Here is a 24,553-nt window from a genome sequence, read left to right on the forward strand (position 1 = left end):
GTGGCGCGCGATGCCTGGTTCGAGACCGTTGCGATCGCTCAGCAGCGGGCCAAGCGGCGGCTGCCCAAGTCGGTGTACGCCGCGCTGATCGCCGCCAGCGAGAAGGGCATCACGGTATCGGACAATGTCGAGGCGTTCGGCGAACTGGGCTTCGCGCCGCACGTCGTCGGTGCGATTGCCAAACGAGACTTGTCGACTACCGTTATGGGACAAGACATCTCGCTGCCGGTGATCATCTCGCCCACGGGTGTGCAGGCGGTGCACCCCGACGGTGAGGTGGCCGTCGCGCGAGCGGCCGCGGCGCGGGGCACCGCGATGGGGCTCTCCTCGTTCGCCAGTAAGCCCATCGAGGAAGTCATCGCGGCCAACGACAAGCTGTTCTTCCAGCTCTATTGGCTCGGCGACCGCACCGCGATCGCCGAGCGGGTCGAACGGGCCCGCGAGGCCGGCGCCGCCGGGCTGATCGTCACCACCGACTGGACCTTCTCGCACGGCCGGGATTGGGGCAGCCCCAAGATCCCCGAGCAGATGAACTTGCGCACCGCGGTTCGCATGATGCCGGAAGGCCTGACGCGGCCGGGCTGGCTGCTGCAGTGGGCGAAGACGATGCGGCCACCGAGCTTGCAGGTACCCAACCAAGCCCGGCGGGGCGAACCGGGACCGCCGTTCTTCGCTGCCTACGGCGAATGGATGGCCACCCCGCCGCCGACCTGGGAAGACATCGCCTGGCTGCGCGAGCTCTGGGGCGGGCCGTTCATGCTCAAGGGCGTGATCCGGGTGGACGACGCCAAAAGAGCTGTGGATGCCGGAGTTTCGGCGATTTCGGTGTCCAACCATGGCGGCAACAACTTGGACGGCACACCGGCGGCAATCCGCGCGCTACCCGCCGTCGTCGACGCGGTCGGTGACCAGATCGAGGTATTGCTGGACGGTGGTATCCGCCGGGGCAGCGACGTCGTGAAGGCGGTGGCGTTGGGGGCCCGTGCGGTGATGATCGGCCGCGCATATCTGTGGGGCCTGGCGGCCGGCGGACAAAGCGGAGTCGAGAATGTGCTCGACATCCTCCGTAGTGGCATCGACTGTGCGCTGACTGGGCTGGGCCAGGCTTCGGTGCATGACCTCAGCCCCGACGACGTCGTGGTGCCTCCCGGGTTTGCTCGCGCACTCGGCGTGCCCACCGGCGACCGCGGCTAGCCGGCCCGCGGCGAAACCAGCGGGAGTTCTGATACTCGCGTGGCAGGCGTGGCAGAGGTGGACGAGGGTGACAAAACCACCAGGATGGTGGAAAAAATTTCATCTGGACAACCAACAACCAATGCACGGCAGGTGAATTCGTCCTACCATCGGCGGGTGGCCGTCCTCGGCGAACTCAGCAGCTCGACGTCGGGCCAGCTACGCGGCGTGTCGTCGGCGGTACTGATCCCGGTGGGATCCACCGAGCAGCATGGCCCGCACCTCCCGCTGGACACCGACACGCGGATCGCGACTGCGGTCGCCACAGCGGTCGCCGCACGTCTGGCCGAGTTGCCGGGGCACGACGACCAGGCCCAGCACTGGCTGGTCGCGCCGGCCATCGGCTACGGCGACAGCGGCGAGCACCAAAGCTTTCCGGGAACCATTTCCATCGGCACCGACGCCCTGGCGATGCTGCTGGTTGAGTTCGGCAGGTCGGCGACCTGCTGGGCCCAGCGCCTGCTGTTCGTCAACGGTCACGGCGGCAATGTCGTCGCCCTGGACCGCGCGGTCCGCCTGCTGCGATCCGAAGGACGCGACGCGGCGTGGACTGCGTGCACGGCGCGTGATGCTGATGCCCACGCCGGCCACACCGAAACTTCCGTGTTGCTGCACATTTCACCCGCTGATGTGTTGACCGACCAGTGGTGTTCGGGTAATGGTGCCCCGCTGTCCGACCTGCTGCCAACGATGCGCCGCGGGGGAGTCGCGGCAGTCAGCGAGGTGGGCGTGCTAGGGGACCCGACGACGGCGACCGCGACCGAGGGGCAGCGAATCTTCACCGAGATGGTCGACGGCTGCGCGCGCGCAGTGCTGCGCTGGGCGCCGCGCGCCGACGGGATGCTGACATGACCCAGACCCGGCTGCCGGACGGGTTTGCTGTCCAGGTCGACCGACGCGTGCGGGTGCTCGGTCGCGGGTCGGCTCTGCTGGGCGGCTCACCCACCCGTTTGCTGCGGCTGGCGCCGGCCGCGCAGGACATGCTGGCCGACGGCCGGCTGAAGGTGCACGACGCACCCAGCGCCGAGTTGGCACGCACCCTGCTGGACGCGACGGTGGCGCATCCGCGGCCGGCTGGCGGCCCGTCACACCGGGACGTCACGGTGGTAATTCCGGTGCACGACAACGCATGTGGGCTACGCCGGTTGCTGGCCTCGTTGCGCGGACTTCGAGTGATCATCGTCGACGACGGTTCGTCGGAGCCGATCGAGCGCGACGACTTCGCGGGTGCGCACTGTGACGTCGAGGTACTGCACCACCACCGCAACAAGGGACCCGCGGCAGCCCGCAACACCGGACTGGGCGCGTGCAACACCGACTACGTCGCGTTTCTGGACTCCGACGTGGTTCCGCGCCGCGGCTGGCTGGAAGCTCTGCTCGGTCATTTCTGCGACCCCACCGTCGCCTTGGTGGCGCCCCGCATCATCGGTCTGACACAAAGCGACCACCTGGTGGCCCGCTACGAGGCGGTGCGTTCGTCGCTGGACCTCGGGCAGCACGAGGCCCCCGTCATTCCCTACACGAACGTCGCCTACGTCCCCAGCGCGGCCATCATCTGCCGTACTGCCATGCTGCGCGACGTCGGCGGGTTCGACGACACGCTGCAGGCCGGTGAAGATGTCGACCTGTGCTGGCGGCTCGTCGAAGCCGGTGCCCGGTTGCGCTACGAGCCGATCGCTTTGGTAGCGCACGATCACCGCACCGAACTGCGAGATTGGATTGCGCGCAAGGCGTTTTACGGTGGATCGGCGGCGCCGCTGTCGGCGCGCCACCCTGACAAGACGGCGCCGCTGGTGATCTCCGGCTGGGCGCTGGCAGCCTGGATTCTGATGGCGGTCGGCTCCGGGTTGGGATATCTGGCGTCGCTGCTGCTGGCCGCAGCGACTGGTCGTCGTATCGCCAAGTCCATGGAGGGGCCCGACACCCAGGTCTGGGATGTCGTGGCGGTGGCAGCCCGGGGCCTCTGGTCGGCGGCGCTGCAACTGGCGTCGGCGATCTGCCGGCACTATTGGCCGGTGGCGCTGCTGGCGGCGATGCTGTCCCGACACTGTCGGCGCGCCGTGGTGATCGCCGCTGTCGTCGACGGGGTAGTGGACTGGCTGCGTCGCCGGGGAGTTACCGACGACGAAGCCAGACCCATCGGGCTGGTGACATACCTGCTGCTGAAGCGCCTCGACGATCTGGCATACGGACTCGGATTGTGGTATGGCGTGGTACGGGAACGCAATATCCGACCACTCAAGCCGCAGATCCGGATCTGATCACCAGTTGAGCGCAGCCGCCCTGCACAGTGATGTGCTGATCATCGGCGCGGGAAGCGCTGGATCAGTTGTAGCTGAGCGGCTTTCCGCCGACCCGCAGTGTGCGGTGACGGTGCTGGAGGCCGGCCTCGGCCTCACCGACCCGCAGCTGCTGGCACAGACCGCCAACGGCCTGCAGCTGCCGATCGGGGCGGCCAGCCCGCTGGTGTTGCGTTATCAGGCCCAACTGACCGAGCAGCCGCCCCGGCACATGCTGATCATGCGCGGCGCGACCATTGGCGGTTCGGGCGCGGTCAACGGCGGCTATTTCTGCCGCGGGCTGCCCCGTGACTTCGACGGCTACCAGCTCCCCGGGTGGGCGTGGTCAGACGTGCTCGACCATTTTCGGGCCATCGAGACGGACCTGGATTTCGGTGGACCCGTACACGGCGACCGAGGGCCGATCCCAGTGCGCCGGACAGCCGAAATCGTCGGCAGCACTGCTGCTTTCATGTCTGCAGCGCAGCAGTCCGGCTTTGACTGGATCCCCGACTTGAACGACGCCGGTCACGAGATGCCGACCGGCGTGGGTGCCGTCCCCCTCAACATCGTCGACGGCATTCGCAACGGTTCGGGCAGAACGTATTTGGCGCCCGCACTGCAGCGGCCCAACCTGGCCCTGCTGGCGCAGACACGTGTGATGCGATTGCGCTTCGCAGGTGTGCGCGCAGTGGGCGTCGACGCGAGTGGCCCATGTGGGGCGATGACGTTGACCGCTGATCGAATTGTGCTGTGCGCCGGTGCAATCGAGTCGGCGCATCTGCTCATGCTGTCCGGTGTCGGCGACGAAGACATGTTGCGTGGTGCCGGTATCGACGTAGTGGTACCGCTACCGGTCGGAATGGCCTGCAGCGACCACCCGGAATGGGTACTGCCGACGAACTGGCCGATCGCCACCCGCCGGCCGGTAGTGGAAGTTGTGCTGAGCACGTCGGACAACCTCGAAATACGCCCGTACACAGGCGGGTTCGTCGCGATGGTCGGTGACGGCACCGCGGGCCATCCGGACTGGCCACACATCGGCATTGCTCTGATGCAGCCGCGCTCCCGCGGGCGGATCACACTGGTGTCCGGTGATCCCGCGGTGCCGCCGCGAATCGAGCACCGCTACGACACGGAGCCCGATGACATCGCCACCCTACAGCGAGGAGCCGAGCTGGCTCGCGAATTGGCTAGGGCGGCAACGTCGGTCGGTCCGCCCGCCTGGTCGACGTCGCAACACCTGTGCGGCAGCGCCCCGATGGGCGCCGACGCTGATTCGCTCGCGGTCGTCGACCCCCAGTGCCGGGTACGCGGTATCGAGGGATTATGGGTGATTGACGGGTCGGTACTACCGACGGTCACCAGCCGCGGCCCGCATGCCAGCATCGTCATGCTCGGTCACCGGGCCGCAGAGTTCGTCAGGTGAGTTGGACCGGCGGGACACGATTCGCCGGACCCAACGCAACTGTTGTCCGTCCCGACCCGGCGCCCACGCGGCAATGAGCAGCGCTGCTACGGCGATGATCACCCCGAGCACCAGAAACGACGACTGGGTGGCCTCCAGGAATGCGGTGCGGCTCAGGACAGCGAGCTGAACGCCTTGCGGCCCAAGCCTGTCGGAGATCTCCAACGCCTGGGCCAGTGAATGAGAGGCCGGTGCGCGCAACGGCTCGGGAAACGCTGCCAGGTGCGGTGTGATGACGTTGCCATACCGCGCCGCCAGGATGGATCCGGCCAGCGCGATTCCGAGGGCGGCCCCAACCTCGCGGGTGGTGTCGTTGACCGCCGAGGCAACGCCTTGCTTCTCGTCGGGCACTGCCGCCATGATCGCCGAAGTCGTTGGGGCCGTGCATAGTCCGATCCCCGTGCTGACCACCAGCAGCGGCCACATCATGTCCCAGTACGGCGAATTCACCTCGAGTGCGCGCATCCACAAAAAGCCGGCCGAGATCAGCAGCAAGCCGACGAAAATCACCAACCGCAGTCCCAATCGGGGCAGATACCACTGAGACAGGACCGAAAACGTCAGCATCGGCAGCATCAGCGGACTGAAGGCGATTGCCGTGCCCATCGGGCTGTAGCCCATCACCAATTGGACGAACTGCATCATGACGAAGAAGAACCCGAACATCGCCACGAAGAAGATCGTGATGGTGGCCGCGCCGGTGGCAAAATCCGGACGGCGGAACAACCGGACATCCAGCAGCGGATGGCGGCGTCGCAGCTCGACGAATCCGAACAGCGCGGCCAGCAGCACGCCCACCCCCAGCGGTCCATAGACCATCGGGTTGCTCCACCCTCGCTCGGGCGCCTCAACCACGCCGAAGACGAAAACCGCTACGGCGCCACCGATCAGCACCGCCCCCGCCCAATCCAGCGGGGTCGCCTCATCGTCGCGCGAAGACGACACCGTGCAGGCCAGCACGAAGATCAGTGCGGCGCCACCGGCAAAGGCCCAGAAAATCGACTCCCACGGCCAGAAGTACAGCAGCGCCCCCGACCCGAGCATCCCGATCACCCCGCCACAGCCGGCAACGCCCGCCCAGATGCCGACCGCCTTCATGCGTTCGTCCTGGCGATACGCGGCGGTCAACAGCGACAGCGTGGCAGGCATGATGAATGCGGCGCCGACGCCCGCCACGCCCCTGGCCACAATGATCTGCAGGGGACTGCTGAACACCGCCGCCGCCACCGAGGCGATCGCGAAAATCGCCAGGCCGATCAGCAGCGCGCCGCGCCGGCCATAGCGGTCGCCGATAGCCCCGGCGGGCAGCAGCAGGCAGGCCAGCACGACGGTGTAACCGTCGACCACCCAGGTCAATTGGGACTGCGTGGCCGAGGTTGCCACCGCAATGTCGCCCAGCGCGGTGTTCAACGCGACCATCGAGGCAATCACGAGCGACACGCCCATGCAGGCCACCATGACCGTCCAGATTCGTGCGCGATTGGACCCGAGCGCGGTGCCGACATCAGTACGCTGGTCAGGCCGGACGAGGGTTTCGGCCACAGCGGGTGCCCCCTTTCGGTGGCAAAGGTATTTTTGAGACTAACAGTCTCGTAGGTAGACCGATAGTCTCGGTTTTAAACGGAGGTGGTACTCATCACCGGCAGCAGTACCGATCCCCGGCCGGCGCGATCCCGGGCCCGGTTGCTCGAGGCCGCTACCGCGCTACTGCGCTCGGGAGGGCCCAGCGCGGTGACCGTCGACGCGGTCACTCGTGGCGCCAACGTAGCCCGGGCTACGTTGTACCGCCACTTCCCCAGCGGAAATGATTTGCTGGCAGCGGCTTTCAATAGTCTGATCCCGCCGGCGCCCATGCCTTCCGAAGACGGCAGCCTGCGTGATCGGCTCATTGCAGTGGTGCTGGGCTTCGGTCAATCGATCGCCGAGGCGCCCGGCATGCTGACCGCGATGTCGTGGCTGGCGCTGGGGCGCGACTTGGAACAGATGCCAGAGGCCCGGGGCGTTCATGCCGCCGACAGTGCTGCAATCAACACGCTGCGCGAGCACATCGCTGCGCAGTACGCGGCCCCGTTTGACGCGATTTTCGATAGCCCGGAGGCTGCGGAGTTGGGCGACATCGACCGGTCCCGTGCGATTGCCCTGTTGATCGGCCCGCTGGCATTGGGCCGACTGTCGACTTTGCCGGATTTCGACTACCGGGAATGCGCCCGAGCCGCTGTCGACGGTTTCCTGTATGTGCAGCGCGCGCAGCAAACGCCGCTCAGCGCAGCGAGTACCGAATCGGCAGGTGCTTGAGCCCGCCGACGAACACCGTCGCGATCAGCTCCGGGTTCCCGTTCAGCTCAATGGATTTCAGCCGGGGCAGTAATTCGGTGAAGAAGCTGTTCACCTCCATGCGCGCCAGCGCGGCCCCCAGGCAGAAGTGCACGCCGTAACCGAACGCCAGGTGCTTGTTCGGGTCGCGGCCGACGTCGAAGCGGAACGGATCGTCGAACACCTCCTCGTCCCGGTTGGCGGAGACATAGGACAGATACACCGATTCGCCTTCAGCGATCGGGATCCCGCGCACGCTGGTGGCCGCGGTGGCGGTGCGCATGAATTCCTTGACCGGAGTCACCCAGCGGATCATTTCCTCGGTGGCCAACGGCATCAGGTCCAGGTTGTCGGTCAGCCGCCGGCGTTGATCGGGGTTCTCGATCAGCGCCTGCAGGCCGCCGGCGATCGTTGCGCTGGTGGTGTCGTGGCCCGCGGTCGCGATGATCACGTAGTAGGACGCGGTGTCGAGATCGGAGAGCGGTTGCCCGTCGACGCGGGCGTTGGCGATCGCCGAGGCCAGGTCCTCGGTCGGTTGCTCGCGGCGTGACGCGGTGATGGCGTTGAAGTAACCGAAGAAGTCCAGCAGGATTTGGAGCTGTTCTTCAGGGGTGTTGCCGCGCTTGAACTCCTCGTCGTCGCCGCCGAAGAGTTCCTGGGTGAGTCTGAGCATGCGGGGAAAGTCCGATTCCGGCAGGCCCAGCAGCGACATGATCACGTACAGCGGGTAATTCACGGCGACTTCTTGCACGAAGTCACATTCGGTTCCGGCGGCCATCATCTTGTCGACGTAGATCTTGGCCAGCTCGTCGACGCGGACCTTGAGCGCGCGCATCGCCTTGGGCCGGAACCAGTCGGCGCCGATCGCCCGCACCACCCGATGTTGCGGGTCGTCCATGTGGATCAGGGTGCGCAGCCCCATCCCGGAGTCCAGTTGTGCGCGCGCAAAGTCGTCCTGCTCGGCAGTCGCCAGCAGCGGGCGTGGCTCGTTGACCCACAGGTTGTTGTCCCGCTCGATGTCCATGATGTCGGCGTGTTTGGTGATCGCCCAGAACGGTCGGTACGGCGGGCAGTCGACGAGCGACACCGGCGCATGGGCGCGCAAATGGGTCAGCGCCGCATGCAGCCGCGGCTCGTCGGCGTAGGAGGTCGGGTCCGCGAAGACCTTGGCGGCCTCGTCAATGATCGGTGTGCTCATCGGCTTCCTCACCTGCTGGCGTGATTTCTCGACGGGTGCGCCCGGGCGGCCATGCAGGCCGCAAGCGGCCCGAAAAGCAGTCAGGCAACAAGATCCAGAATTTTTCAGTGTCCGTCATCCCAAAATCCGCGGGAGCGGTTTCGAGAGATCCGTAGGCTGAACCCTTGTGTCGATCCGATTGCTTCGCCGTGGCCGCGCCTGCGCCGCGCTGCTGGCGGCGGCGATAGTTGTGGCCGGCTGCGGCCACGGCGGTAGCGCGGTGCCGCACCGGCCGGCGCCCGCTTATGCCGGACCGTTGGATGCCGCTGTCGTGCGCACCCCGGTGGGATCGATGCGTGGCCTCGTCGCCGCGGATTACCGCCTATTCCAAGGCATTCCATATGCGGCACCGCCGGTCGGGGCGCTGCGGTGGCAGCCGCCGCGGCCGGCGGCGCGATGGGCGGGGACACTGAACGCCACTAAACCGGGGCCCCAATGCACTCAGGAGACCCGCTCGGGGAAGACCAGCGAGAACTGCCTGTCCCTCAACGTGTGGACGCCCACCCCGGGTCGAGCCGACAAGCGCCCGGTGATGGTATGGATTCACGGGGGCGGCTTCGTCAACGGTAGTGGCGACATCTACAACGCGCGGTGGTTGGCCGCCAAGGGCCACATCGTCGTCGTCACGCTCAACTACCGGCTGGGGGCACTCGGATTCCTCGCCCACCCGTCGCTCGGCGCGCCCGCTGACTTGGGCAACTACGGTCTGGCCGATCAGCAGGCCGCGCTGCGTTGGGTCCGAGACAACATCGCAGCCTTTGGCGGCGATCCGGCCAAAGTCACCATCGCCGGCGAGTCCGCGGGCGGCATGTCGGTGTGCGACCATTTGGCCGCACCCGCGTCGGCGGGGCTGTTCCGCGCGGCAATCATCCAGAGCGCGCCGTGTCAGGCACAGGCCGACCTGGCGACCGCCCAGCGCATCAGCCTGGATTACGCGGCGTCGGTGGGCTGCCCCGATCCCGCCGCCGCCGCGCAGTGCCTGGGAGCGTTGCCGGCGACGGCGCTGACCCAACCGCCCTGGTACACCAACATCGGCGACGCCAATGCGCTGACCGGGCCGGTCGTCGGCACCGGGTTGCTGCCGGTTGGTCCGATCGCGGCGTTCGGCGGCGGTCGGGCCGCCCGGGTCCCGGTGCTGATCGGCGTCAATCACGACGAATTCACGATGTTCGCTGCGCTGCGGTACGCGCGCAGGAATCACGGTGTCACCAGCGCCGAGTACCCCAATGTGTTGACGGACATCTTCGGCGCCGACGGTCGGAGCGTGCTGGCGCACTATCCACCGGAGCGCTATGGCGGGGACGTGTCGCTTGCCTACTCCGCAGCGGTCACCGACGGAGTCTTCTCGTGTGTCGCCGACCGGATGGCGGTCGCGTTGAGCCGTAACGCACCGGTGTATGCCTACGAGTTCGACGATCCACACGCGCCGGCGCCGGATTCGTTGCGGCACGCGCCTTTTCCGGTCAGTGCCAGCCATTCGTTAGAGCTGCGGTACCTGTTCAACGTCGGCGGCGCCCCGCCGCTGAATCCCGCCCAGCGCGCGCTGTCGGACCAAATGATCGCCTACTGGAGCCGATTCGTGAGCACTGGCACGTCCGAGGCCACCGGTCAACCCGATTGGCCCAAGCTGAGTGGTGATCACGCCCCGTGGATGTCGTTGCGTCCCGACGGCAGCAGAGTCACCACCACCTTCGAGGCCGACCACCAATGCGCGTTCTGGGCGACGCTGAAGGGCAGATCGTAGGGCCGGTCGATCTCGGCATGGGCCGCGTCAGCGCGCCGGTGTCACCCAGGTTGTGATGTCGGCGTGCACGACCTCGACGCCGGTACGGTCGGTGATGCTGACCGGCACCACGAGATCGACACCGTCGGTGATCTGTTCGAAGTCCGGCGGGTCCAGCCGCGCCACCGCCCGCAGCGACGTAGTGGCCTTCTCCAGGTACTGCACACTCATCGACTTGGGGATCCAGCGATGGCTGCGCGGCACGGTGGCTTCCATCAGCATCCCCATCGCGACCTCGGCCGCGTTGCAGCACGCAATCGCGTGCACGGTGTGCAGGTGGTTGTAGACGAAGAACCACTTGGGCACCCGCACCTCGGCCAGCCCCGGCTCCATCCGCACCACGTGCGGCAGCACCGAGACGAAGTACGGGACCCGCGCCATGGCGGCCGCCGAGAACAACCGGGTGCCGCCCGGACGCCCGGACAGTCGTTTCCACGCGGTATAAGTGCTGGTCCGACCGGTCATGCCGACAAACCTTACTCCGGAGTAAGGAGCCGGCGCCGCGGCCCATGGCGTCGCTGACTAGCCTGGGCGGTCACCGGGCCGCCGCAATTTGGCCGCTGCCACGATCTGGGGCATACTGTTCAGGTTGCCTTGGGCCGGGTTCGCGCCTGGCCGGGCATACGACCGGCGCCCAGACGGGCGCGTCCGGTCCCATCCTCGGAACGCGACCAATTTCGGCCGCGGACCAGGCTGCGTGCGGGCGACACACCCGACCGCGGGGGCCGGTGGACCACGACAGGTAAACAGCGGCGCAACATCCGGCGCGACGCCAGATCGATCCAGATCGATCGACGCGCTGCGGGACACCGGGTCCGGACATTGGAGAGTGAGGTAGGAGAAGCGTGGCGGGACAGAAGATCCGCATCAGGCTCAAGGCCTACGACCACGAGGCCATTGACGCCTCGGCGCGCAAAATCGTCGAGACGGTCGTCCGGACCGGCGCCAGCGTGGTGGGTCCGGTGCCGCTGCCGACCGAGAAGAACGTGTATTGCGTCATTCGCTCTCCGCATAAATACAAGGACTCGCGGGAGCACTTCGAAATGCGCACGCACAAGCGGTTGATCGACATCCTCGATCCGACGCCGAAGACCGTTGATGCGTTGATGCGTATCGATCTGCCGGCCAGCGTCGACGTCAACATCCAGTAGGAGATCCAGAGCAATGGCGAGAAGAGGCATTCTGGGCACCAAGCTGGGCATGACGCAGGTGTTCGACGACAACAACCGAGTTGTTCCGGTGACGGTGGTCAAGGCGGGACCCAACGTGGTGACTCGAATCCGCACACCGGAGCGTGACGGCTACAGCGCAGTGCAGTTGGCCTACGGCGAAATCAGTCCTCGGAAGGTCAACAAGCCGCTAACCGGTCAGTATGCTGCTGCCGGGGTCAACCCGCGTCGGCACCTGGCCGAGTTGCGGCTCGACGACGCCGACGCGACAGCGGAATACGAGGTCGGCCAGGAGTTGACCGCTGAAATCTTTTCCGCCGGCAGCTACGTCGACGTGACCGGCACCTCCAAGGGCAAGGGCTTTGCCGGGACCATGAAGCGGCACGGTTTCCACGGGCAGGGCGCCAGCCACGGCGCTCAGGCGGTGCACCGCCGGCCGGGTTCCATCGGCGGCTGCGCTACGCCGGCGCGGGTGTTCAAGGGCACCCGGATGGCCGGGCGGATGGGTAACGATCGGGTGACCACGCAGAACCTGTTGGTGCACAAGGTCGATGCCGAGAACGGCGTGCTGCTGATCAAAGGTGCGGTCCCTGGCCGCAATGGTGGACTCGTCGTGGTCCGCAGCGCGATCAAACGAGGTGAGAAGTAATGGCTGGCATCAAGATTGACGTCAAGACCCCGGACGGCAAGAACAGCGGCTCCGTCGAGTTGCCCGCTGACCTGTTCGATGCGCCGGCGAATATCGCGTTGATGCACCAGGTGGTCACCGCCCAGCGGGCGGCGGCGCGGCAGGGTACGCATTCGACCAAGACGCGCGGCGAAGTACGCGGTGGTGGTCGTAAGCCGTACCGGCAGAAGGGCACCGGGCGGGCCCGCCAGGGCTCGACACGGGCTCCGCAGTTCACCGGCGGTGGTGTCGTGCACGGCCCCAAGCCGCGCGACTACAGCCAGCGCACCCCGAAGAAGATGATCGTGGCCGCGCTGCGCGGCGCGTTGTCCGACCGGGCGCGCAACGACCGTATCCACGCGATCAGTGAGCTGGTGTCGGGGCAGACGCCGTCGACCAAGAGCGCCAAAGCTTTTCTGGCCACGCTGACCGACCGCAAGCAGGTGCTGCTGGTGATCGGACGCGCGGACGAGACCGGTGCGAAGAGCGTGCGCAACCTGCCGGGTGTGCACGTGCTGGCGCCCGACCAGCTCAACACCTACGACGTGCTACGCGCCGACGACGTGGTGTTTTCCGTGGAGGCACTCAACACCTACATCGCGGCCAACACTCCCGAGGAGGTTTCGGCCTGATGGCGACTGTCACTGATCCCCGCGACATCATCTTGGCGCCGGTCATCTCGGAGAAGTCCTACGGGCTGATCGACGACAACGTCTACACGTTTTTGGTGCACCCCGATTCGAACAAGACGCAAATCAAGATCGCGATCGAGAAGATCTTCTCGGTCAAGGTCGCTGCGGTGAACACCGCGAACCGGCAGGGTAAGCGCAAGCGCACCCGGACCGGATACGGCAAACGTAAGGACACCAAGCGCGCCATCGTCACGCTGGTGCCGGGCAGCAAGCCGATCGACCTATTCGGGGCACCGGCGTAGTCGAGGATAGAGAGACTTAACAGACATGGGAATTCGCAAGTACAAGCCGACGACTCCGGGTCGTCGCGGTGCCAGCGTGTCCGATTTCTCCGAGATCACTCGCTCGACTCCGGAGAAGTCGCTGGTGCGTCCGCTGCACGGTCGCGGCGGACGCAACGCGCACGGCCGGATCACCACCCGCCACAAGGGCGGCGGGCACAAACGTGCCTACCGGGTGATCGACTTTCGCCGCAACGACAAGGACGGCGTCAACGCGAAGGTCGCGCACATCGAGTACGACCCGAACCGCACCGCCCGGATTGCCTTGCTGCACTACCTTGACGGTGAGAAGCGTTATATCATTGCACCGCAGGGACTCTCGCAGGGTGATGTGGTGGAGTCGGGCGCCAATGCCGACATCAAGCCGGGCAATAACCTTCCGCTGCGCAACATTCCGGCCGGTACGCTGATCCACGCCGTGGAGCTGCGCCCGGGCGGGGGTGCCAAACTGGCCCGCTCGGCGGGATCGAGCATCCAGTTGCTCGGTAAAGAGGGCACCTACGCGTCGCTGCGGATGCCCAGCGGTGAGATCCGCCGCGTCGACGTGCGCTGCCGCGCCACCGTCGGCGAGGTGGGCAATGCCGAACAGGCAAACATCAACTGGGGTAAGGCCGGTCGGATGCGTTGGAAGGGCAAGCGCCCGTCGGTCCGCGGTGTGGTGATGAACCCCGTCGACCACCCGCACGGCGGTGGTGAGGGTAAGACGTCCGGTGGGCGTCACCCGGTCAGCCCGTGGGGCAAGCCCGAGGGACGTACCCGCAAGCCGCACAAGCCCAGTGACAAGCTCATCGTCCGACGCCGGCGCACCGGCAAGAAGCACCGCTAGGAGTAGCCGATGCCACGCAGCCTGAAGAAGGGTCCGTTCGTCGACGACCACCTGCTCAAGAAAGTCGACACGCAGAACGAGAAGAACACCAAGCAGGTCATCAAGACCTGGTCGCGGCGGTCGACCATCATCCCGGACTTCATCGGCCACACGTTCGCCGTGCACGACGGACGTAAGCACGTGCCGGTGTTCGTCACCGAAGCGATGGTGGGTCACAAACTCGGCGAGTTCGCACCGACGCGCACGTTCAAGGGACACATCAAAGACGACCGGAAAGCCAAGCGGCGATGACCAGCACCACTACCGAATTTCCTTCTGCGGTCGCCAAGGCGCGCTTCGTGCGTGTCTCACCGACCAAAGCACGCCGGGTGATCAACCTGGTGCGTGGCAAGTCCGTGTCCGAGGCGCTCGACATCCTGCGGTGGGCGCCGCAGGCGGCCAGCGCGCCGGTGGCCAAGGTCATCGCCAGCGCGGCGGCCAACGCCCAGAACAACAATGGGCTCGACCCGTCGACTCTGGTGGTGGCCAGCGTCTTCGCCGACGACGGCCCCACCGCCAAGCGGATCCGTCCGCGCGCTCAGGGCCGTGCCTTCCGGATCCGTCGGCGTACCAGCCACATCACCGTGGTGGTGGAGAGCCGGCCGGTGGCCGACGAGCGATCGCAGTCAGCGCGGGCGCGCCGCGCCCAGGCCAGCAAGGCAGCCGCCAAGAAGGCGCCGGCCAAGCAGGCGCCGGCCAAGAAAGCACCCGCCGACAAGGCGCCCGCAAAGAAGGCATCCGCCAAGAAGGCGCCAGCCAAGAAGTCCACGGAAACCTCCAAGAAGACTTCTGAGACTTCCGAAGCGAAGGGAGGCTCGCAGTAGTGGGCCAGAAGATCAATCCGCACGGCTTCCGGCTGGGTATCACCACCGACTGGAAGTCACGCTGGTACGCCGACAAGCAGTACGCCGACTACGTCAAGGAAGACGTGGCGATCCGCCGCCTGCTCTCCAGCGGGCTGGAGCGCGCCGGAATCGCCGACGTGGAGATCGAGCGCACCCGCGACCGGGTCCGGGTGGACATCCACACCGCCCGGCCGGGGATCGTCATCGGCCGCCGCGGCACCGAGGCCGACCGCATCCGCGCGGACCTGGAGAAGCTGACCGGCAAGCAGGTCCAGCTCAACATCCTCGAAGTGAAAAACCCTGAGTCCCAAGCACAGTTGGTGGCGCAGGGCGTAGCCGAACAGCTGAGCAACCGCGTCGCGTTCCGCCGCGCCATGCGTAAGGCGATCCAGTCGGCCATGCGTCAGCCCAATGTCAAAGGCATCCGGGTGCAGTGCTCCGGTCGCCTCGGCGGCGCTGAGATGAGCCGCTCGGAGTTCTACCGCGAAGGTCGAGTTCCGCTGCACACGCTGCGCGCCGACATCGACTACGGCTTGTACGAAGCCAAGACCACCTTCGGCCGCATCGGCGTCAAGGTATGGATTTACAAGGGCGACATCGTCGGTGGGAAACGGGAGCTGGCCGCTCCCACGGGTGGCGCCGACCGCCCGCGTCGTGAGCGGCCGTCGGGCACCCGTCCGCGCCGCAGCGGTGCCGCCGGCACGACGGCCACCAGCACCGATGCCGGACGCGCCGCCTCGGGTGCCGAAGAAGTCGCTGCGCCGGCTGCCGTCGCTGCGGAGCCGACCGCCGAAACGCAGAGCACGGAGAGCTGAATCATGTTGATTCCCCGTAAAGTCAAGCACCGCAAGCAACATCATCCCCGTCAGCGTGGCATCGCCAGCGGCGGCACCACGGTGAGCTTCGGCGACTACGGCATCCAGGCCCTCGAGCACGCCTACATCACCAACCGGCAGATCGAGTCCGCTCGTATCGCCATCAACCGGCACATCAAGCGTGGCGGCAAGGTGTGGATCAACATCTTCCCGGACCGCCCGTTGACCAAGAAGCCCGCCGAGACCCGGATGGGTTCGGGTAAGGGTTCGCCGGAATGGTGGATCGCCAACGTCAAGCCGGGGCGGGTGCTCTTCGAGCTCAGCTACCCGAACGAGTCGATCGCCCGGGCCGCGCTCACCCGGGCAATTCACAAGTTGCCGATCAAGGCACGCATCGTCACCCGAGAGGAGCAGTTCTGATGGCAGTGGGAGTTTCCGCTGGCGAACTGCGCGAGCTCACCGAAGAAGAGTTGATCGAGCGGCTGCGCGAATCCAAGGAAGAGCTGTTCAACCTGCGCTTCCAGATGGCGACCGGCCAGCTCAGCAATAACCGTCGACTCCGCACGGTGCGTCAGGAAATCGCGCGCATCTACACCGTGCTCCGCGAACGTGAACTCGGCCTGGCTTCCGGGCCGGATGGTGAGGAATCGTAATGGCAGAGGCGAAAACCGGCGCCAAGGCTGCGCCGAAGAAGGCTGCTAAGTCCGCTCCGAAAAGTGCCGCATCCAACGATGCGGGCCAGAAGAAGGGTCCCAAGCACACTCCGCGCACCCCGAAGCCTCGGGGCCGGCGGAAGACCCGCATCGGTTACGTCGTGAGCGACAAGATGCAGAAGACCATCGTGGTCGAGTTGGAGGACCGGGTGCGCCACCCGCTCTACGGCAAGATCATCCGCACCACCACAAAGGTCAAGGCGCACGACGAGAACGGTATCGCCGGTATCGGCGACCGGGTCTCGCTGATGGAGACGCGCCCGCTGTCGGCAACCAAGCGCTGGCGGCTGGTGGACATCCTGGAGAAGGCCAAGTAGCGGTTGACGACCGCACCCAGAAGCCCCTGAACAGGCACTGTTTCAGGGGCTTTTGCGTGTGTTCGCGGGTATAGTCTGCAGCCGATATCCGGTAGGTCCACCACGAGAGTGAGGCCAGCGATGGCATCCGAGTCCAGTGAGTTCAACGGCAAAATCGAACTGGATATTCGTGACTCGGAGCCGGATTGGGGGCCGTTCGCCGCTCCGACCGCACCGGAAAACGCCCCGAACATCCTGTATTTGGTGTGGGACGACGTCGGCATCGCCACCTGGGACTGCTTCGGTGGACTGGTCGACATGCCGAACATCACCCGCATCGCCGACCGCGGCGTGCGACTGTCGCAGTTTCACACCACGGCGCTGTGCTCGCCGACCCGAGCGGCGTTGCTGACCGGTCGCAACGCCACCACGGTCGGCATGGCCACCATCGAGGAATTCACCGACGGGTTCCCCAACTGCAACGGGCGCATCCCCGCCGACACCGCGCTGCTGTCCGAAGTGCTCGCCGAACGCGGCTACAACACCTACTGCGTCGGCAAATGGCATCTGACGCCGCTGGAGGAATCCAACCTGGCGTCAACCAAGCGGCACTGGCCGCTGTCTCGCGGCTTCGAACGGTTTTACGGGTTCCTGGGCGGGGAGACCGACCAGTGGTATCCCGACCTCGTTTACGACAACCACCCGGTGGCTCCGCCCGGCGCCCCGGAGGACGGTTACCACCTGTCGAAGGACATCGCCGACAAGACAGTCGAATTCATCCGCGACGCCAAAGTGATTGCGCCGGACAAACCGTGGTTCAGTTATGTGTGCCCCGGTGCCGGCCATGCGCCGCACCACGTGTTCAAAGAATGGGCCGACAGATACGCCGGTCGCTTTGACATGGGCTACGAGCAATACCGCGAGATCGTGTTGAAGAACCAGAAGTCGATGGGCATCGTCCCACCCGATACCGAGCTTTCGCCGCTCAATCCGTATTTGGACGTGACGGGGCCGTCCGGTGAGCCGTGGCCGTTGCAGGACACGGTGCGCCCCTGGGAGTCGCTGGGCGCCGACGAGAAGAAGCTGTTCGCCCGGATGGCCGAGGTCTTCGCCGGCTTCCTGTCCTATACCGATGACCAGATCGGGCGGATTCTGGATTATCTCGAAGAATCCGGGCAGTTGGACAACACCATCGTCGTGGTGATCTGTGACAACGGCGCCAGCGGCGAAGGCGGGCCGAACGGATCGGTCAACGAGTCGAAGTTTTTCAACGGTTACATCGACACTGTCGAAGAGAGCCTGAAATTTCTCGATCGTCTCGGCGGGCCGGAGACCTACAACCATTACCCCATCGGGTGGGCGATGGCCTTCAATACGCCCTACAAGCTGTTCAAGCGCTACGCCTCACATGAGGGCGGCATCGCCGACAGCGCAATCATCTCGTGGCCCAGCGGGATTGCCGCCCACGGTGAGGTGCGCGACAACTACATCAACGTCTGCGACATCACCCCGACCGTGTACGAGCTGCTGGGCATCACCCCGCCGGAGGTCGTGAAGGGGATTGTCCAACGGCCGCTGGACGGTGTGAGTTTCAAAGCGGCCCTGGATGATCCGGCGGCAGACACTGGCAAGAACACTCAGTTCTACACGATGCTGGGCACTCGGGGGATCTGGCACGACGGCTGGTTCGCCAACACCGTACATGCCGCCACCCCGGCCGGCTGGTCACATTTCGACGCCGACCGGTGGGAGTTGTTCCACATCGCCGCTGACCGCAGCCAGTGCCATGACCTCGCCGGCGACCATCCGGAGAAGCTGGAGGAGCTCAAAGCGCTGTGGTATTTCGAGGCCGACAAATACAACGGGCTGCCGCTGGCCGATTTGAATCTCTTCGAAACGATGTCGCGGTGGCGGCCCCATCTGGCGGCCGACCGCTCCAGCTTCACCTACTACCCGAATGCCGCCGAGGTTGGTATCGGGGCCGCCGTCGAGCTACGCGGGCAGTCGTTCTCGATAGTGGCCGACGTGACGGTGGACACCACCGGCGCCGAAGGGGTGCTGTTCAAGCAGGGCGGAGGGCACGGCGGCCATGTGCTGTTCATTCAGGACGGGCGACTGCACTACGTCTACAACTTCCTCGGCGAGCGGCACCAGTGGATATCGTCGTCGGGTGCAGTTCCGTTGGGCCGGCACCTTTTCGGGGTCCGCTACACCCGGTCGGGCACCGTGCCGAACAGCCATACACCGCTGGGCGAAGCCGTGCTCTACATCGACGATCAGGCCGTCGCCACGTTGTCGGAGATGACGACTCAGCCGGGAACGTTCGGGTTGGCCGGCGCCACGGTCAGCGTTGGGCGCAACAGCGGTTCGGCAGTGTCCAGCCGCTACAAGGCGCCATTCACCTTTACCGGAGGCACCATCACACGCGTCACCGTGGACATCTCGGGTACGCCCTACGAAGACTTGGAAAAGACGCTGGCACTGGCATTTTCGCGTGACTGACCGGCATGCTGACCGACCTGGTTGACTTACCCGGCGGCTCGTTTCGGATGGGATCGACGAGCTTCTATCCCGAAGAGGCGCCGATACACACCGCGACGGTGGGCGCCGTGGCGGTGGAGCGTCATCCGGTGACCAATGCCCAGTTCGCCGAATTCGTCGCTGCGACCGGCTATGTGACAGTTGCCGAGCAGCCGATCGATCCGGCGCTTTATCCCGGCGTTGATCCAGCGGACCTGCAGCCCGGTGGACTGGTGTTCCGTTCGACGCCGGGTCCGGTCGATCTGCGCGACTGGCGGCAGTGGTGGCACTGGGTGCCGGGCGCGAGTTGGCGGCAGCCGTTCGGCCCGAGTTCTGACGTCGGCGATAAGCCCGACCACCCGGTCGTGCAGATCGCCTATCCCGACGCCGCGGCCTACGCGCGCTGGGCCGGGCGGCGGTTGCCGACCGAAGCCGAGTGGGAGTACGCCGCCCGCGGCGGATCCACGGGCACTTACTCGTGGGGCGACGAGGAGAGGCCGGGCGGGCAGTTGATGGCCAACACCTGGCAGGGCAGCTTCCCGTACCGTAACGACGGCGCTCTCGGCTGGACCGGAACCTCGCCGGTGGGGATCTTTCCGCCCAACGGCGTCGGCCTGCTCGACATGATCGGCAATGTCTGGGAGTGGACGACCACCGAGTTCTCGGCGCATCACCGGCTGGACCAGCCGGCCAAGGCCTGCTGTATGCCGTCGGAAGCTGCTGATCCGGCCGTCAGCCAGACGCTCAAAGGCGGCTCGCACCTGTGCGCGCCGCAGTACTGCCATCGGTACCGGCCAGCGGCGCGGTCACCCCAGTCGCAGGACACCGCGACCAGCCATATCGGTTTTCGCTGCGTGGCGGACGTGGGTTAGCGGCGAGCGTGCGTGTTCCCGGCGTTTAGTGCGGCGCGTCGGCCGGGGACACGCACGTTCGCGGCAAAGGGGTACGAATTTGGCGCTGAGCTGGTCGTCACCTAGACTTTAGGGGTTGCCGTGGGCAGACCTCGGCCGGCGCGAGTCGGCCCCGCGTGCCCTTCGGTAATGAAGACCACGCACGTCAGGCCTTGAGGGCACAGTACGGGCGTGCACACGTTAACCAGGGCCGAGGAGATCTAGTGATTCAGCAGGAATCGCGGTTGAAGGTGGCCGACAACACCGGCGCCAAGGAGATCTTGTGCATCCGCGTGCTCGGCGGCTCGTCACGGCGGTACGCCGGCATCGGTGATGTCATCGTGGCGACCGTCAAAGACGCCATCCCCGGCGGCAACGTCAAACGCGGGGAGATTGTGAAGGCCGTCGTGGTGCGCACCGTCAAGGAACGGCGCCGCGCCGACGGCAGCTACATCAAGTTCGACGAGAACGCGGCGGTCATCATCAAGTCCGACAACGACCCGCGTGGAACGCGCATCTTCGGCCCGGTGGGCCGGGAACTGCGTGAGAAGCGCTTCATGAAGATCGTGTCGCTGGCCCCGGAGGTGTTGTAAATGAAGGTCCACAAGGGCGACACCGTCCTGGTCATCTCCGGCAAGGACAAGGGCGCCAAAGGCAAGGTGTTGCAGTCCTACCCGACGCGCAACAAGGTGCTCGTCGAAGGCGTCAACCGGATCAAGAAGCACACCCCGATCTCGACCAATCAACGCGGCGCGCAGTCGGGTGGCATCGTCACGCAGGAAGCTCCGATCCACGTCTCCAACGTGATGGTCGTCGATTCCGACGGCAAGCCCGCCCGGGTGGGCTACCGGGTCGACGAAGAAACCGGCAAGAAGGTCCGCATCTCCAAGCGCAACGGCAAGGACATCTAGAGATGACGACTGCAGAAAAGGTTCAGCCGCGGCTGAAGGTGCGCTATCGGGAAGAGATCCGTGACGCGCTCAACCAACAGTTCGGCTACGTCAACGTCATGCAGATCCCGACTGTGGTCAAGGTCGTCGTCAACATGGGCGTCGGCGACGCCGCCCGCGACGCCAAGCTGATCAACGGCGCGGTCAACGATTTGGCGCTGATCACTGGGCAGCGGCCGGAGATTCGGCGGGCCCGCAAGTCGATCGCACAGTTCAAGCTGCGTGAGGGCATGCCGATCGGCGCCCGGGTCACGCTGCGCGGCGACCGGATGTGGGAGTTCCTCGACCGGCTCACCTCGATTGCGCTGCCACGTATCCGCGACTTCCGCGGCCTGTCGCCCAAGCAGTTCGACGGCGGGGGCAACTACACGTTCGGGCTGAACGAGCAGTCGGTGTTCCACGAGATCGACGTGGACTCGATTGACCGGACACGCGGCATGGACATCACCGTCGTCACCTCGGCGACGACCGACGACGAAGGACGAGCGCTGTTGCGGGCCCTCGGCTTTCCGTTCAAGGAGAACTGAACAGATGGCGAAGAAGGCACTTGTCAACAAGGCCCAGCGCAAGCCGCGGTTCGCGGTGCGCGCCTACACCCGCTGCAGCAAGTGCGGCCGTCCGCGTGCGGTGTACCGCAAGTTCGGGCTGTGCCGGATCTGCCTACGCGAGATGGCGCATGCCGGCGAATTGCCCGGCGTGCAGAAGAGCAGTTGGTAACCGGCCCCGAACAGTTGCGCAGCAGGCCCGGACGGGGAACCGCTGCGAGGAAGGTGATACGGCTGTCATGACCATGACGGATCCGATCGCAGACTTTTTGACACGTCTGCGCAACGCCAATTCGGCGTACCACGACGAGGTGAGTCTGCCGCACTCGAAGATCAAGGCCAACATCGCCGAGATCCTCAAACGCGAAGGCTACATCAGCGACTATCACATCGAAGACGCTCGAGTCGGCAAAGCGCTTGTCGTGCAGCTGAAGTACGGGCCGAGCCGCGAGCGCAGTATCGCCGGTCTGCGGCGGGTGTCCAAGCCGGGCCTGCGCGTCTACGCGAAATCAACCAACCTGCCGCGGGTGCTGGGCGGCCTGGGTGTGGCGATCATCTCGACCTCCTCGGGCCTGCTCACCGACCGTCAGGCAGCCAGACAGGGCGTGGGCGGCGAAGTCCTCGCGTACGTGTGGTGAGGGAGACGTAGAGATGTCGCGTATTGGTAAGCAGCCGATTCCGGTTCCCGCCGGTGTCGACGTGACGATCGACGGTCAGAACGTGTCGGTCAAGGGCCCCAAGGGCGCCCTGGAACTCAAGGTGTCGGACCCGCTGAGCGTCGCGCGAGACGACGACGGCGCGATCGTGGTGACCCGCCCCGATGACGAGCGGCGCAACCGTTCCTTGCACGGCCTGAACCGCACCCTGGTGTCCAACCTGGTCACCGGTGTGACGCAGGGCTACACCACGAAGATGGAGATCTTCGGCGTTGGTTATCGCGTGCAGCTCAAGGGCACCACGCTGGAATTCGCGCTCGGATACAGCCACCCCGTAGTGATCGAGGCACCGGAAGGCATCACGTTCGCGGTGGAGACGCCGACGAAGTTCTCCATCTCCGGGATCGACAAGCAGAAAGTCGGCCAGATCTCGGCGAACATCCGCCGGTTGCGCCGTCCCGACCCCTACAAGGGCAAAGGCGTGCGTTACGAAGGCGAGCAGATCCGCCGCAAGGTCGGAAAGACAGGTAAGTAGTCATGGCACAAACGCAAGCTGGTACCGCCGTGCGGAAGCCGGTGGGGCAGAGCGTGTCCGCTGCTCGTCGCGCAGCCCGGCTGCGCCGGCATGCGCGACTGCGCAAGAAGATTTCGGGCACCGCGGAGCGTCCGCGCCTGGTGGTGCATCGGTCGTCGCGGCATATCCATGTGCAACTGGTCAATGACCTCAACGGCACCACGTTGGCGGCCGCTTCATCGATCGAGGCCGATGTGCGCGGGGTCGACGGCGACAAGAAGGCCCACAGTGTGCGGGTCGGCCAGTTGATCGCCGAGCGGGCCAAAGCAGCCGGAATTGACACCGTGGTGTTCGACCGGGGTGGCTACACCTACGGCGGGCGGATCGCTGCGCTGGCCGACGCCGCGCGCGAGAGCGGGTTGAAGTTCTGATGACACACAATGGAGGGACCGCATCATGACGGAGCAGCCGACTGCAGGGGCCGCCGCTCCGGACACCGGCGGCGCGACTCGCGGTGAGGGGCGTGGCGAAGGGCGCGAAAGCCGGGGACGTCGCGACGACCGCGGCGGGGGCCGTGGCCGCGACCGCGATAGCAATTACCTGGAGCGCGTCGTCACCATCAACCGCGTCTCGAAGGTGGTCAAGGGTGGACGCCGGTTCAGCTTCACCGCATTGGTCATCGTCGGCGACGGCAACGGGATGGTCGGTGTCGGCTACGGCAAGGCCAAGGAGGTGCCGGCCGCGATCGCCAAGGGCGTCGAAGAGGCGCGCAAAGGCTTCTTCCGGGTGCCGCTGATCGGTGGCACCATCACCCACCCGGTGCAGGGTGAGGCGGCGGCCGGCGTGGTGCTGTTGCGCCCGGCCAGCTCCGGTACCGGAGTGATCGCCGGCGGCGCCGCGCGTGCGGTGCTCGAATGTGCCGGCGTGCGCGACATTCTCGCCAAGTCGCTGGGCAGCGACAACGCGATCAACGTGGTGCACGCGACGGTGGCGGCGCTCAAGCTGCTGCAGCGGCCCGAGGAAGTGGCCGCTCGACGTGGGCTGCCGATCGAGGACGTCGCACCGGCCCGCATGTTGAAGGCGCGGCGGGAAAGCGAAGCGCTGGCAACGAATGCAGCGCGTGAAGGAACGGCGTAGCCATGGCAGACTTGAAAATCACCCAGGTGCGCAGCACCATCGGTGCTCGTTGGAAGCAGCGGGAAAGCTTGCGTACCCTGGGACTGCGGCGAATTCGCCATTCGGTCGTCCGCGAAGACAATGCTCAGACTCGCGGGCTGATCGCGGTGGTGCGCCACCTCGTCGAGGTAGAACCTGCGGAGGCGAAGAAGTGACGATCAAACTTCACGACCTGCGGCCCGCGCCCGGGTCGAAGACCAAACGCACCCGTGTCGGTCGGGGTGAGGGGTCCAAAGGCAAGACTGCCGGCCGCGGCACCAAGGGCACCAAGGCCCGCAAGAACGTGCCGGTGACCTTCGAAGGTGGGCAGATGCCGATCCACATGCGGCTGCCCAAGTTGAAGGGTTTCCGCAACCGATTCCGCACCGAATACGAGGTCGTCAATGTCGGCGACATCAATCGGCTGTTCCCGCAAGGCGGTTCAGTCGGTGTCGACGAGCTGGTTGCCAAGGGCGCGGTGCGCAAGAACTCATTGGTGAAGGTGCTTGGCGACGGCAAGCTAACGGTCAAGGCCGACGTCACCGCCCACAAGTTCAGCGGCAGTGCCCGGGAGAAGATCACCGCCGCGGGCGGTTCGGTCACCGAGCTCTGACGCGCGCCCCTGGCGCAACCTCTGGCGCGCCCTCTGGCGCGAGCGTGCGTGTCC

General features: G+C 66.0%; 32 protein-coding genes. 29 read left to right on the forward strand and 3 right to left on the reverse strand.

What is annotated here, in order from left to right; genetic code table 11:
* From mftD to mftG, 4 genes are all read left to right on the forward strand, one after another.
* The gene (mftD, locus tag AC5Y5W_RS09160; protein ID WP_500009798.1) at window positions 1-1,194 is read left to right on the forward strand and encodes a pre-mycofactocin synthase MftD; all 1,194 of its coding nucleotides are present in this window, start codon (window positions 1-3) and stop codon (window positions 1,192-1,194) included.
* Window positions 1,195-1,326: 132 nt separating this feature from the next.
* Entirely contained in the window at window positions 1,327-2,085 is a 759-nt protein-coding gene (mftE, locus tag AC5Y5W_RS09165) for a mycofactocin biosynthesis peptidyl-dipeptidase MftE (RefSeq protein ID WP_500009797.1), read from the forward strand.
* Complete coding sequence (gene mftF / locus AC5Y5W_RS09170; protein ID WP_500009796.1) at window positions 2,082-3,494, forward strand: mycofactocin biosynthesis glycosyltransferase MftF; 1,413 nt, start codon at window positions 2,082-2,084, stop codon at window positions 3,492-3,494. The genes mftE and mftF overlap by 4 nt, the downstream gene beginning before the upstream one ends.
* A 7-nt stretch (window positions 3,495-3,501) precedes the next feature.
* Window positions 3,502-4,941, forward strand: coding sequence for a mycofactocin dehydrogenase MftG (gene mftG, locus AC5Y5W_RS09175; protein ID WP_500009795.1), 1,440 nt, complete (start codon window positions 3,502-3,504; stop codon window positions 4,939-4,941).
* On the opposite strand, the gene AC5Y5W_RS09180 is transcribed toward mftG, so the two are convergent.
* Window positions 4,864-6,522 (reverse strand): MFS transporter, encoded by a 1,659-nt coding sequence (locus AC5Y5W_RS09180; RefSeq protein ID WP_500009793.1) that lies wholly within the window; start codon window positions 6,520-6,522, stop codon window positions 4,864-4,866. The two genes, mftG and AC5Y5W_RS09180, sit on opposite strands and share 78 nt — an antisense overlap.
* Window positions 6,523-6,606: 84 nt before the next feature.
* On the opposite strand from AC5Y5W_RS09180, the gene AC5Y5W_RS09185 reads away from it, so the two are divergent.
* Window positions 6,607-7,275, forward strand: coding sequence for a TetR/AcrR family transcriptional regulator (locus AC5Y5W_RS09185; protein ID WP_500009792.1), 669 nt, complete (start codon window positions 6,607-6,609; stop codon window positions 7,273-7,275).
* Here AC5Y5W_RS09185 and AC5Y5W_RS09190 read toward each other — a convergent pair.
* Window positions 7,241-8,491 (reverse strand): cytochrome P450, encoded by a 1,251-nt coding sequence (locus AC5Y5W_RS09190; RefSeq protein WP_500009790.1) that lies wholly within the window; start codon window positions 8,489-8,491, stop codon window positions 7,241-7,243. The two genes, AC5Y5W_RS09185 and AC5Y5W_RS09190, sit on opposite strands and share 35 nt — an antisense overlap.
* A 166-nt stretch (window positions 8,492-8,657) precedes the next feature.
* Between AC5Y5W_RS09190 and AC5Y5W_RS09195 the strand changes: the two genes are divergently transcribed.
* The gene (locus AC5Y5W_RS09195) at window positions 8,658-10,274 is read left to right on the forward strand and encodes a carboxylesterase/lipase family protein (RefSeq protein ID WP_500009789.1); all 1,617 of its coding nucleotides are present in this window, start codon (window positions 8,658-8,660) and stop codon (window positions 10,272-10,274) included.
* A 27-nt stretch (window positions 10,275-10,301) separates the two neighbouring features.
* Here AC5Y5W_RS09195 and AC5Y5W_RS09200 read toward each other — a convergent pair whose 3' ends face one another.
* On the reverse strand, window positions 10,302-10,778 hold the full coding sequence (locus AC5Y5W_RS09200) for a hotdog fold domain-containing protein (protein WP_500009788.1): 477 nt from the start codon (window positions 10,776-10,778) through the stop codon (window positions 10,302-10,304).
* Between the two features lie 380 nt (window positions 10,779-11,158).
* On the opposite strand from AC5Y5W_RS09200, the gene rpsJ reads away from it, so the two are divergent.
* From rpsJ to rplO, 23 genes are all read left to right on the forward strand, one after another.
* On the forward strand, window positions 11,159-11,464 hold the full coding sequence (rpsJ, locus tag AC5Y5W_RS09205) for a 30S ribosomal protein S10 (protein ID WP_003873519.1): 306 nt from the start codon (window positions 11,159-11,161) through the stop codon (window positions 11,462-11,464).
* Between the two features lie 13 nt (window positions 11,465-11,477).
* Window positions 11,478-12,131: a 50S ribosomal protein L3 gene (rplC, locus tag AC5Y5W_RS09210; protein WP_500009787.1), complete on the forward strand. Its 654-nt coding sequence runs from the start codon at window positions 11,478-11,480 to the stop codon at window positions 12,129-12,131.
* Window positions 12,131-12,781, forward strand: a complete 651-nt coding sequence (rplD, locus tag AC5Y5W_RS09215) for a 50S ribosomal protein L4 (protein WP_500009786.1) — start codon at window positions 12,131-12,133, stop codon at window positions 12,779-12,781. Before rplC ends, rplD begins: the two co-directional genes overlap by 1 nt.
* Window positions 12,781-13,083, forward strand: coding sequence for a 50S ribosomal protein L23 (gene rplW, locus AC5Y5W_RS09220; protein ID WP_499888340.1), 303 nt, complete (start codon window positions 12,781-12,783; stop codon window positions 13,081-13,083). Before rplD ends, rplW begins: the two co-directional genes overlap by 1 nt.
* 25 nt (window positions 13,084-13,108) lie before the next feature.
* Complete coding sequence (gene rplB, locus AC5Y5W_RS09225; RefSeq protein ID WP_499888337.1) at window positions 13,109-13,948, forward strand: 50S ribosomal protein L2; 840 nt, start codon at window positions 13,109-13,111, stop codon at window positions 13,946-13,948.
* A gap of 9 nt (window positions 13,949-13,957) precedes the next feature.
* Window positions 13,958-14,239, forward strand: coding sequence for a 30S ribosomal protein S19 (gene rpsS / locus AC5Y5W_RS09230; protein WP_073880559.1), 282 nt, complete (start codon window positions 13,958-13,960; stop codon window positions 14,237-14,239).
* Window positions 14,236-14,811: a 50S ribosomal protein L22 gene (gene rplV, locus AC5Y5W_RS09235; RefSeq protein ID WP_500009785.1), complete on the forward strand. Its 576-nt coding sequence runs from the start codon at window positions 14,236-14,238 to the stop codon at window positions 14,809-14,811. Before rpsS ends, rplV begins: the two co-directional genes overlap by 4 nt.
* Window positions 14,811-15,647, forward strand: coding sequence for a 30S ribosomal protein S3 (gene rpsC / locus AC5Y5W_RS09240; RefSeq protein ID WP_499888331.1), 837 nt, complete (start codon window positions 14,811-14,813; stop codon window positions 15,645-15,647). Before rplV ends, rpsC begins: the two co-directional genes overlap by 1 nt.
* A gap of 3 nt (window positions 15,648-15,650) precedes the next feature.
* Entirely contained in the window at window positions 15,651-16,067 is a 417-nt protein-coding gene (gene rplP / locus AC5Y5W_RS09245) for a 50S ribosomal protein L16 (RefSeq protein WP_065014863.1), read from the forward strand.
* The gene (rpmC, locus tag AC5Y5W_RS09250) at window positions 16,067-16,300 is read left to right on the forward strand and encodes a 50S ribosomal protein L29 (RefSeq protein ID WP_499888327.1); all 234 of its coding nucleotides are present in this window, start codon (window positions 16,067-16,069) and stop codon (window positions 16,298-16,300) included. The genes rplP and rpmC overlap by 1 nt, the downstream gene beginning before the upstream one ends.
* Complete coding sequence (gene rpsQ, locus AC5Y5W_RS09255; RefSeq protein ID WP_500009784.1) at window positions 16,300-16,677, forward strand: 30S ribosomal protein S17; 378 nt, start codon at window positions 16,300-16,302, stop codon at window positions 16,675-16,677. The genes rpmC and rpsQ overlap by 1 nt, the downstream gene beginning before the upstream one ends.
* Window positions 16,678-16,797: 120 nt before the next feature.
* Window positions 16,798-19,158 carry an arylsulfatase gene (locus AC5Y5W_RS09260; protein ID WP_500009783.1) on the forward strand — a complete coding sequence of 787 codons (2,361 nt, stop codon included), beginning with the start codon at window positions 16,798-16,800 and terminating at the stop codon, window positions 19,156-19,158.
* A gap of 5 nt (window positions 19,159-19,163) precedes the next feature.
* The gene (locus AC5Y5W_RS09265; protein WP_500009782.1) at window positions 19,164-20,048 is read left to right on the forward strand and encodes a formylglycine-generating enzyme family protein; all 885 of its coding nucleotides are present in this window, start codon (window positions 19,164-19,166) and stop codon (window positions 20,046-20,048) included.
* Window positions 20,049-20,290: 242 nt separating this feature from the next.
* The gene (gene rplN, locus AC5Y5W_RS09270; protein WP_500009781.1) at window positions 20,291-20,659 is read left to right on the forward strand and encodes a 50S ribosomal protein L14; all 369 of its coding nucleotides are present in this window, start codon (window positions 20,291-20,293) and stop codon (window positions 20,657-20,659) included.
* Window positions 20,660-20,977 (forward strand): 50S ribosomal protein L24, encoded by a 318-nt coding sequence (gene rplX / locus AC5Y5W_RS09275; RefSeq protein WP_499888318.1) that lies wholly within the window; start codon window positions 20,660-20,662, stop codon window positions 20,975-20,977.
* 2 nt (window positions 20,978-20,979) lie between these two features.
* Entirely contained in the window at window positions 20,980-21,543 is a 564-nt protein-coding gene (gene rplE / locus AC5Y5W_RS09280) for a 50S ribosomal protein L5 (protein WP_499888316.1), read from the forward strand.
* 4 nt (window positions 21,544-21,547) lie between these two features.
* A complete protein-coding gene (locus tag AC5Y5W_RS09285; protein ID WP_065015691.1) occupies window positions 21,548-21,733 on the forward strand; it encodes a type Z 30S ribosomal protein S14 in 186 nt (61 codons plus the stop codon).
* Window positions 21,734-21,800: 67 nt separating this feature from the next.
* Window positions 21,801-22,199, forward strand: coding sequence for a 30S ribosomal protein S8 (gene rpsH, locus AC5Y5W_RS09290; RefSeq protein ID WP_499888314.1), 399 nt, complete (start codon window positions 21,801-21,803; stop codon window positions 22,197-22,199).
* A gap of 13 nt (window positions 22,200-22,212) precedes the next feature.
* On the forward strand, window positions 22,213-22,752 hold the full coding sequence (gene rplF / locus AC5Y5W_RS09295) for a 50S ribosomal protein L6 (protein ID WP_499888311.1): 540 nt from the start codon (window positions 22,213-22,215) through the stop codon (window positions 22,750-22,752).
* A 41-nt stretch (window positions 22,753-22,793) separates the two neighbouring features.
* Window positions 22,794-23,162, forward strand: a complete 369-nt coding sequence (rplR, locus tag AC5Y5W_RS09300; protein WP_197495356.1) for a 50S ribosomal protein L18 — start codon at window positions 22,794-22,796, stop codon at window positions 23,160-23,162.
* A gap of 25 nt (window positions 23,163-23,187) precedes the next feature.
* Window positions 23,188-23,868: a 30S ribosomal protein S5 gene (gene rpsE / locus AC5Y5W_RS09305; protein WP_499888308.1), complete on the forward strand. Its 681-nt coding sequence runs from the start codon at window positions 23,188-23,190 to the stop codon at window positions 23,866-23,868.
* Window positions 23,869-23,870: 2 nt separating this feature from the next.
* Window positions 23,871-24,062: a 50S ribosomal protein L30 gene (gene rpmD, locus AC5Y5W_RS09310; RefSeq protein ID WP_065015696.1), complete on the forward strand. Its 192-nt coding sequence runs from the start codon at window positions 23,871-23,873 to the stop codon at window positions 24,060-24,062.
* On the forward strand, window positions 24,059-24,499 hold the full coding sequence (gene rplO, locus AC5Y5W_RS09315) for a 50S ribosomal protein L15 (protein WP_499988588.1): 441 nt from the start codon (window positions 24,059-24,061) through the stop codon (window positions 24,497-24,499). The genes rpmD and rplO overlap by 4 nt, the downstream gene beginning before the upstream one ends.
* Window positions 24,500-24,553 lie beyond the last annotated feature (54 nt).

The organism is Mycobacterium sp. NGS51, from assembly GCF_059812525.1.

Coding starts and splice junctions, on each gene's coding strand:
- mftF (WP_500009796.1), top strand. CDS start 2,082: ATGACCCAGACCCGGCTGCCGGACGGGTTTGCTGTCCAGGTCGACCGA.
- AC5Y5W_RS09190 (WP_500009790.1), bottom strand. CDS start 8,491: ATGAGCACACCGATCATTGACGAGGCCGCCAAGGTCTTCGCGGACCCG.
- AC5Y5W_RS09200 (WP_500009788.1), bottom strand. CDS start 10,778: ATGACCGGTCGGACCAGCACTTATACCGCGTGGAAACGACTGTCCGGG.
- rplC (WP_500009787.1), top strand. CDS start 11,478: ATGGCGAGAAGAGGCATTCTGGGCACCAAGCTGGGCATGACGCAGGTG.
- rplD (WP_500009786.1), top strand. CDS start 12,131: ATGGCTGGCATCAAGATTGACGTCAAGACCCCGGACGGCAAGAACAGC.
- rplW (WP_499888340.1), top strand. CDS start 12,781: ATGGCGACTGTCACTGATCCCCGCGACATCATCTTGGCGCCGGTCATC.
- rplB (WP_499888337.1), top strand. CDS start 13,109: ATGGGAATTCGCAAGTACAAGCCGACGACTCCGGGTCGTCGCGGTGCC.
- rpsS (WP_073880559.1), top strand. CDS start 13,958: ATGCCACGCAGCCTGAAGAAGGGTCCGTTCGTCGACGACCACCTGCTC.
- rplV (WP_500009785.1), top strand. CDS start 14,236: ATGACCAGCACCACTACCGAATTTCCTTCTGCGGTCGCCAAGGCGCGC.
- rplP (WP_065014863.1), top strand. CDS start 15,651: ATGTTGATTCCCCGTAAAGTCAAGCACCGCAAGCAACATCATCCCCGT.
- rpmC (WP_499888327.1), top strand. CDS start 16,067: ATGGCAGTGGGAGTTTCCGCTGGCGAACTGCGCGAGCTCACCGAAGAA.
- rpsQ (WP_500009784.1), top strand. CDS start 16,300: ATGGCAGAGGCGAAAACCGGCGCCAAGGCTGCGCCGAAGAAGGCTGCT.
- AC5Y5W_RS09260 (WP_500009783.1), top strand. CDS start 16,798: ATGGCATCCGAGTCCAGTGAGTTCAACGGCAAAATCGAACTGGATATT.
- AC5Y5W_RS09265 (WP_500009782.1), top strand. CDS start 19,164: ATGCTGACCGACCTGGTTGACTTACCCGGCGGCTCGTTTCGGATGGGA.
- rplX (WP_499888318.1), top strand. CDS start 20,660: ATGAAGGTCCACAAGGGCGACACCGTCCTGGTCATCTCCGGCAAGGAC.
- rplE (WP_499888316.1), top strand. CDS start 20,980: ATGACGACTGCAGAAAAGGTTCAGCCGCGGCTGAAGGTGCGCTATCGG.
- AC5Y5W_RS09285 (WP_065015691.1), top strand. CDS start 21,548: ATGGCGAAGAAGGCACTTGTCAACAAGGCCCAGCGCAAGCCGCGGTTC.
- rpsH (WP_499888314.1), top strand. CDS start 21,801: ATGACCATGACGGATCCGATCGCAGACTTTTTGACACGTCTGCGCAAC.
- rplF (WP_499888311.1), top strand. CDS start 22,213: ATGTCGCGTATTGGTAAGCAGCCGATTCCGGTTCCCGCCGGTGTCGAC.
- rpsE (WP_499888308.1), top strand. CDS start 23,188: ATGACGGAGCAGCCGACTGCAGGGGCCGCCGCTCCGGACACCGGCGGC.
- rpmD (WP_065015696.1), top strand. CDS start 23,871: ATGGCAGACTTGAAAATCACCCAGGTGCGCAGCACCATCGGTGCTCGT.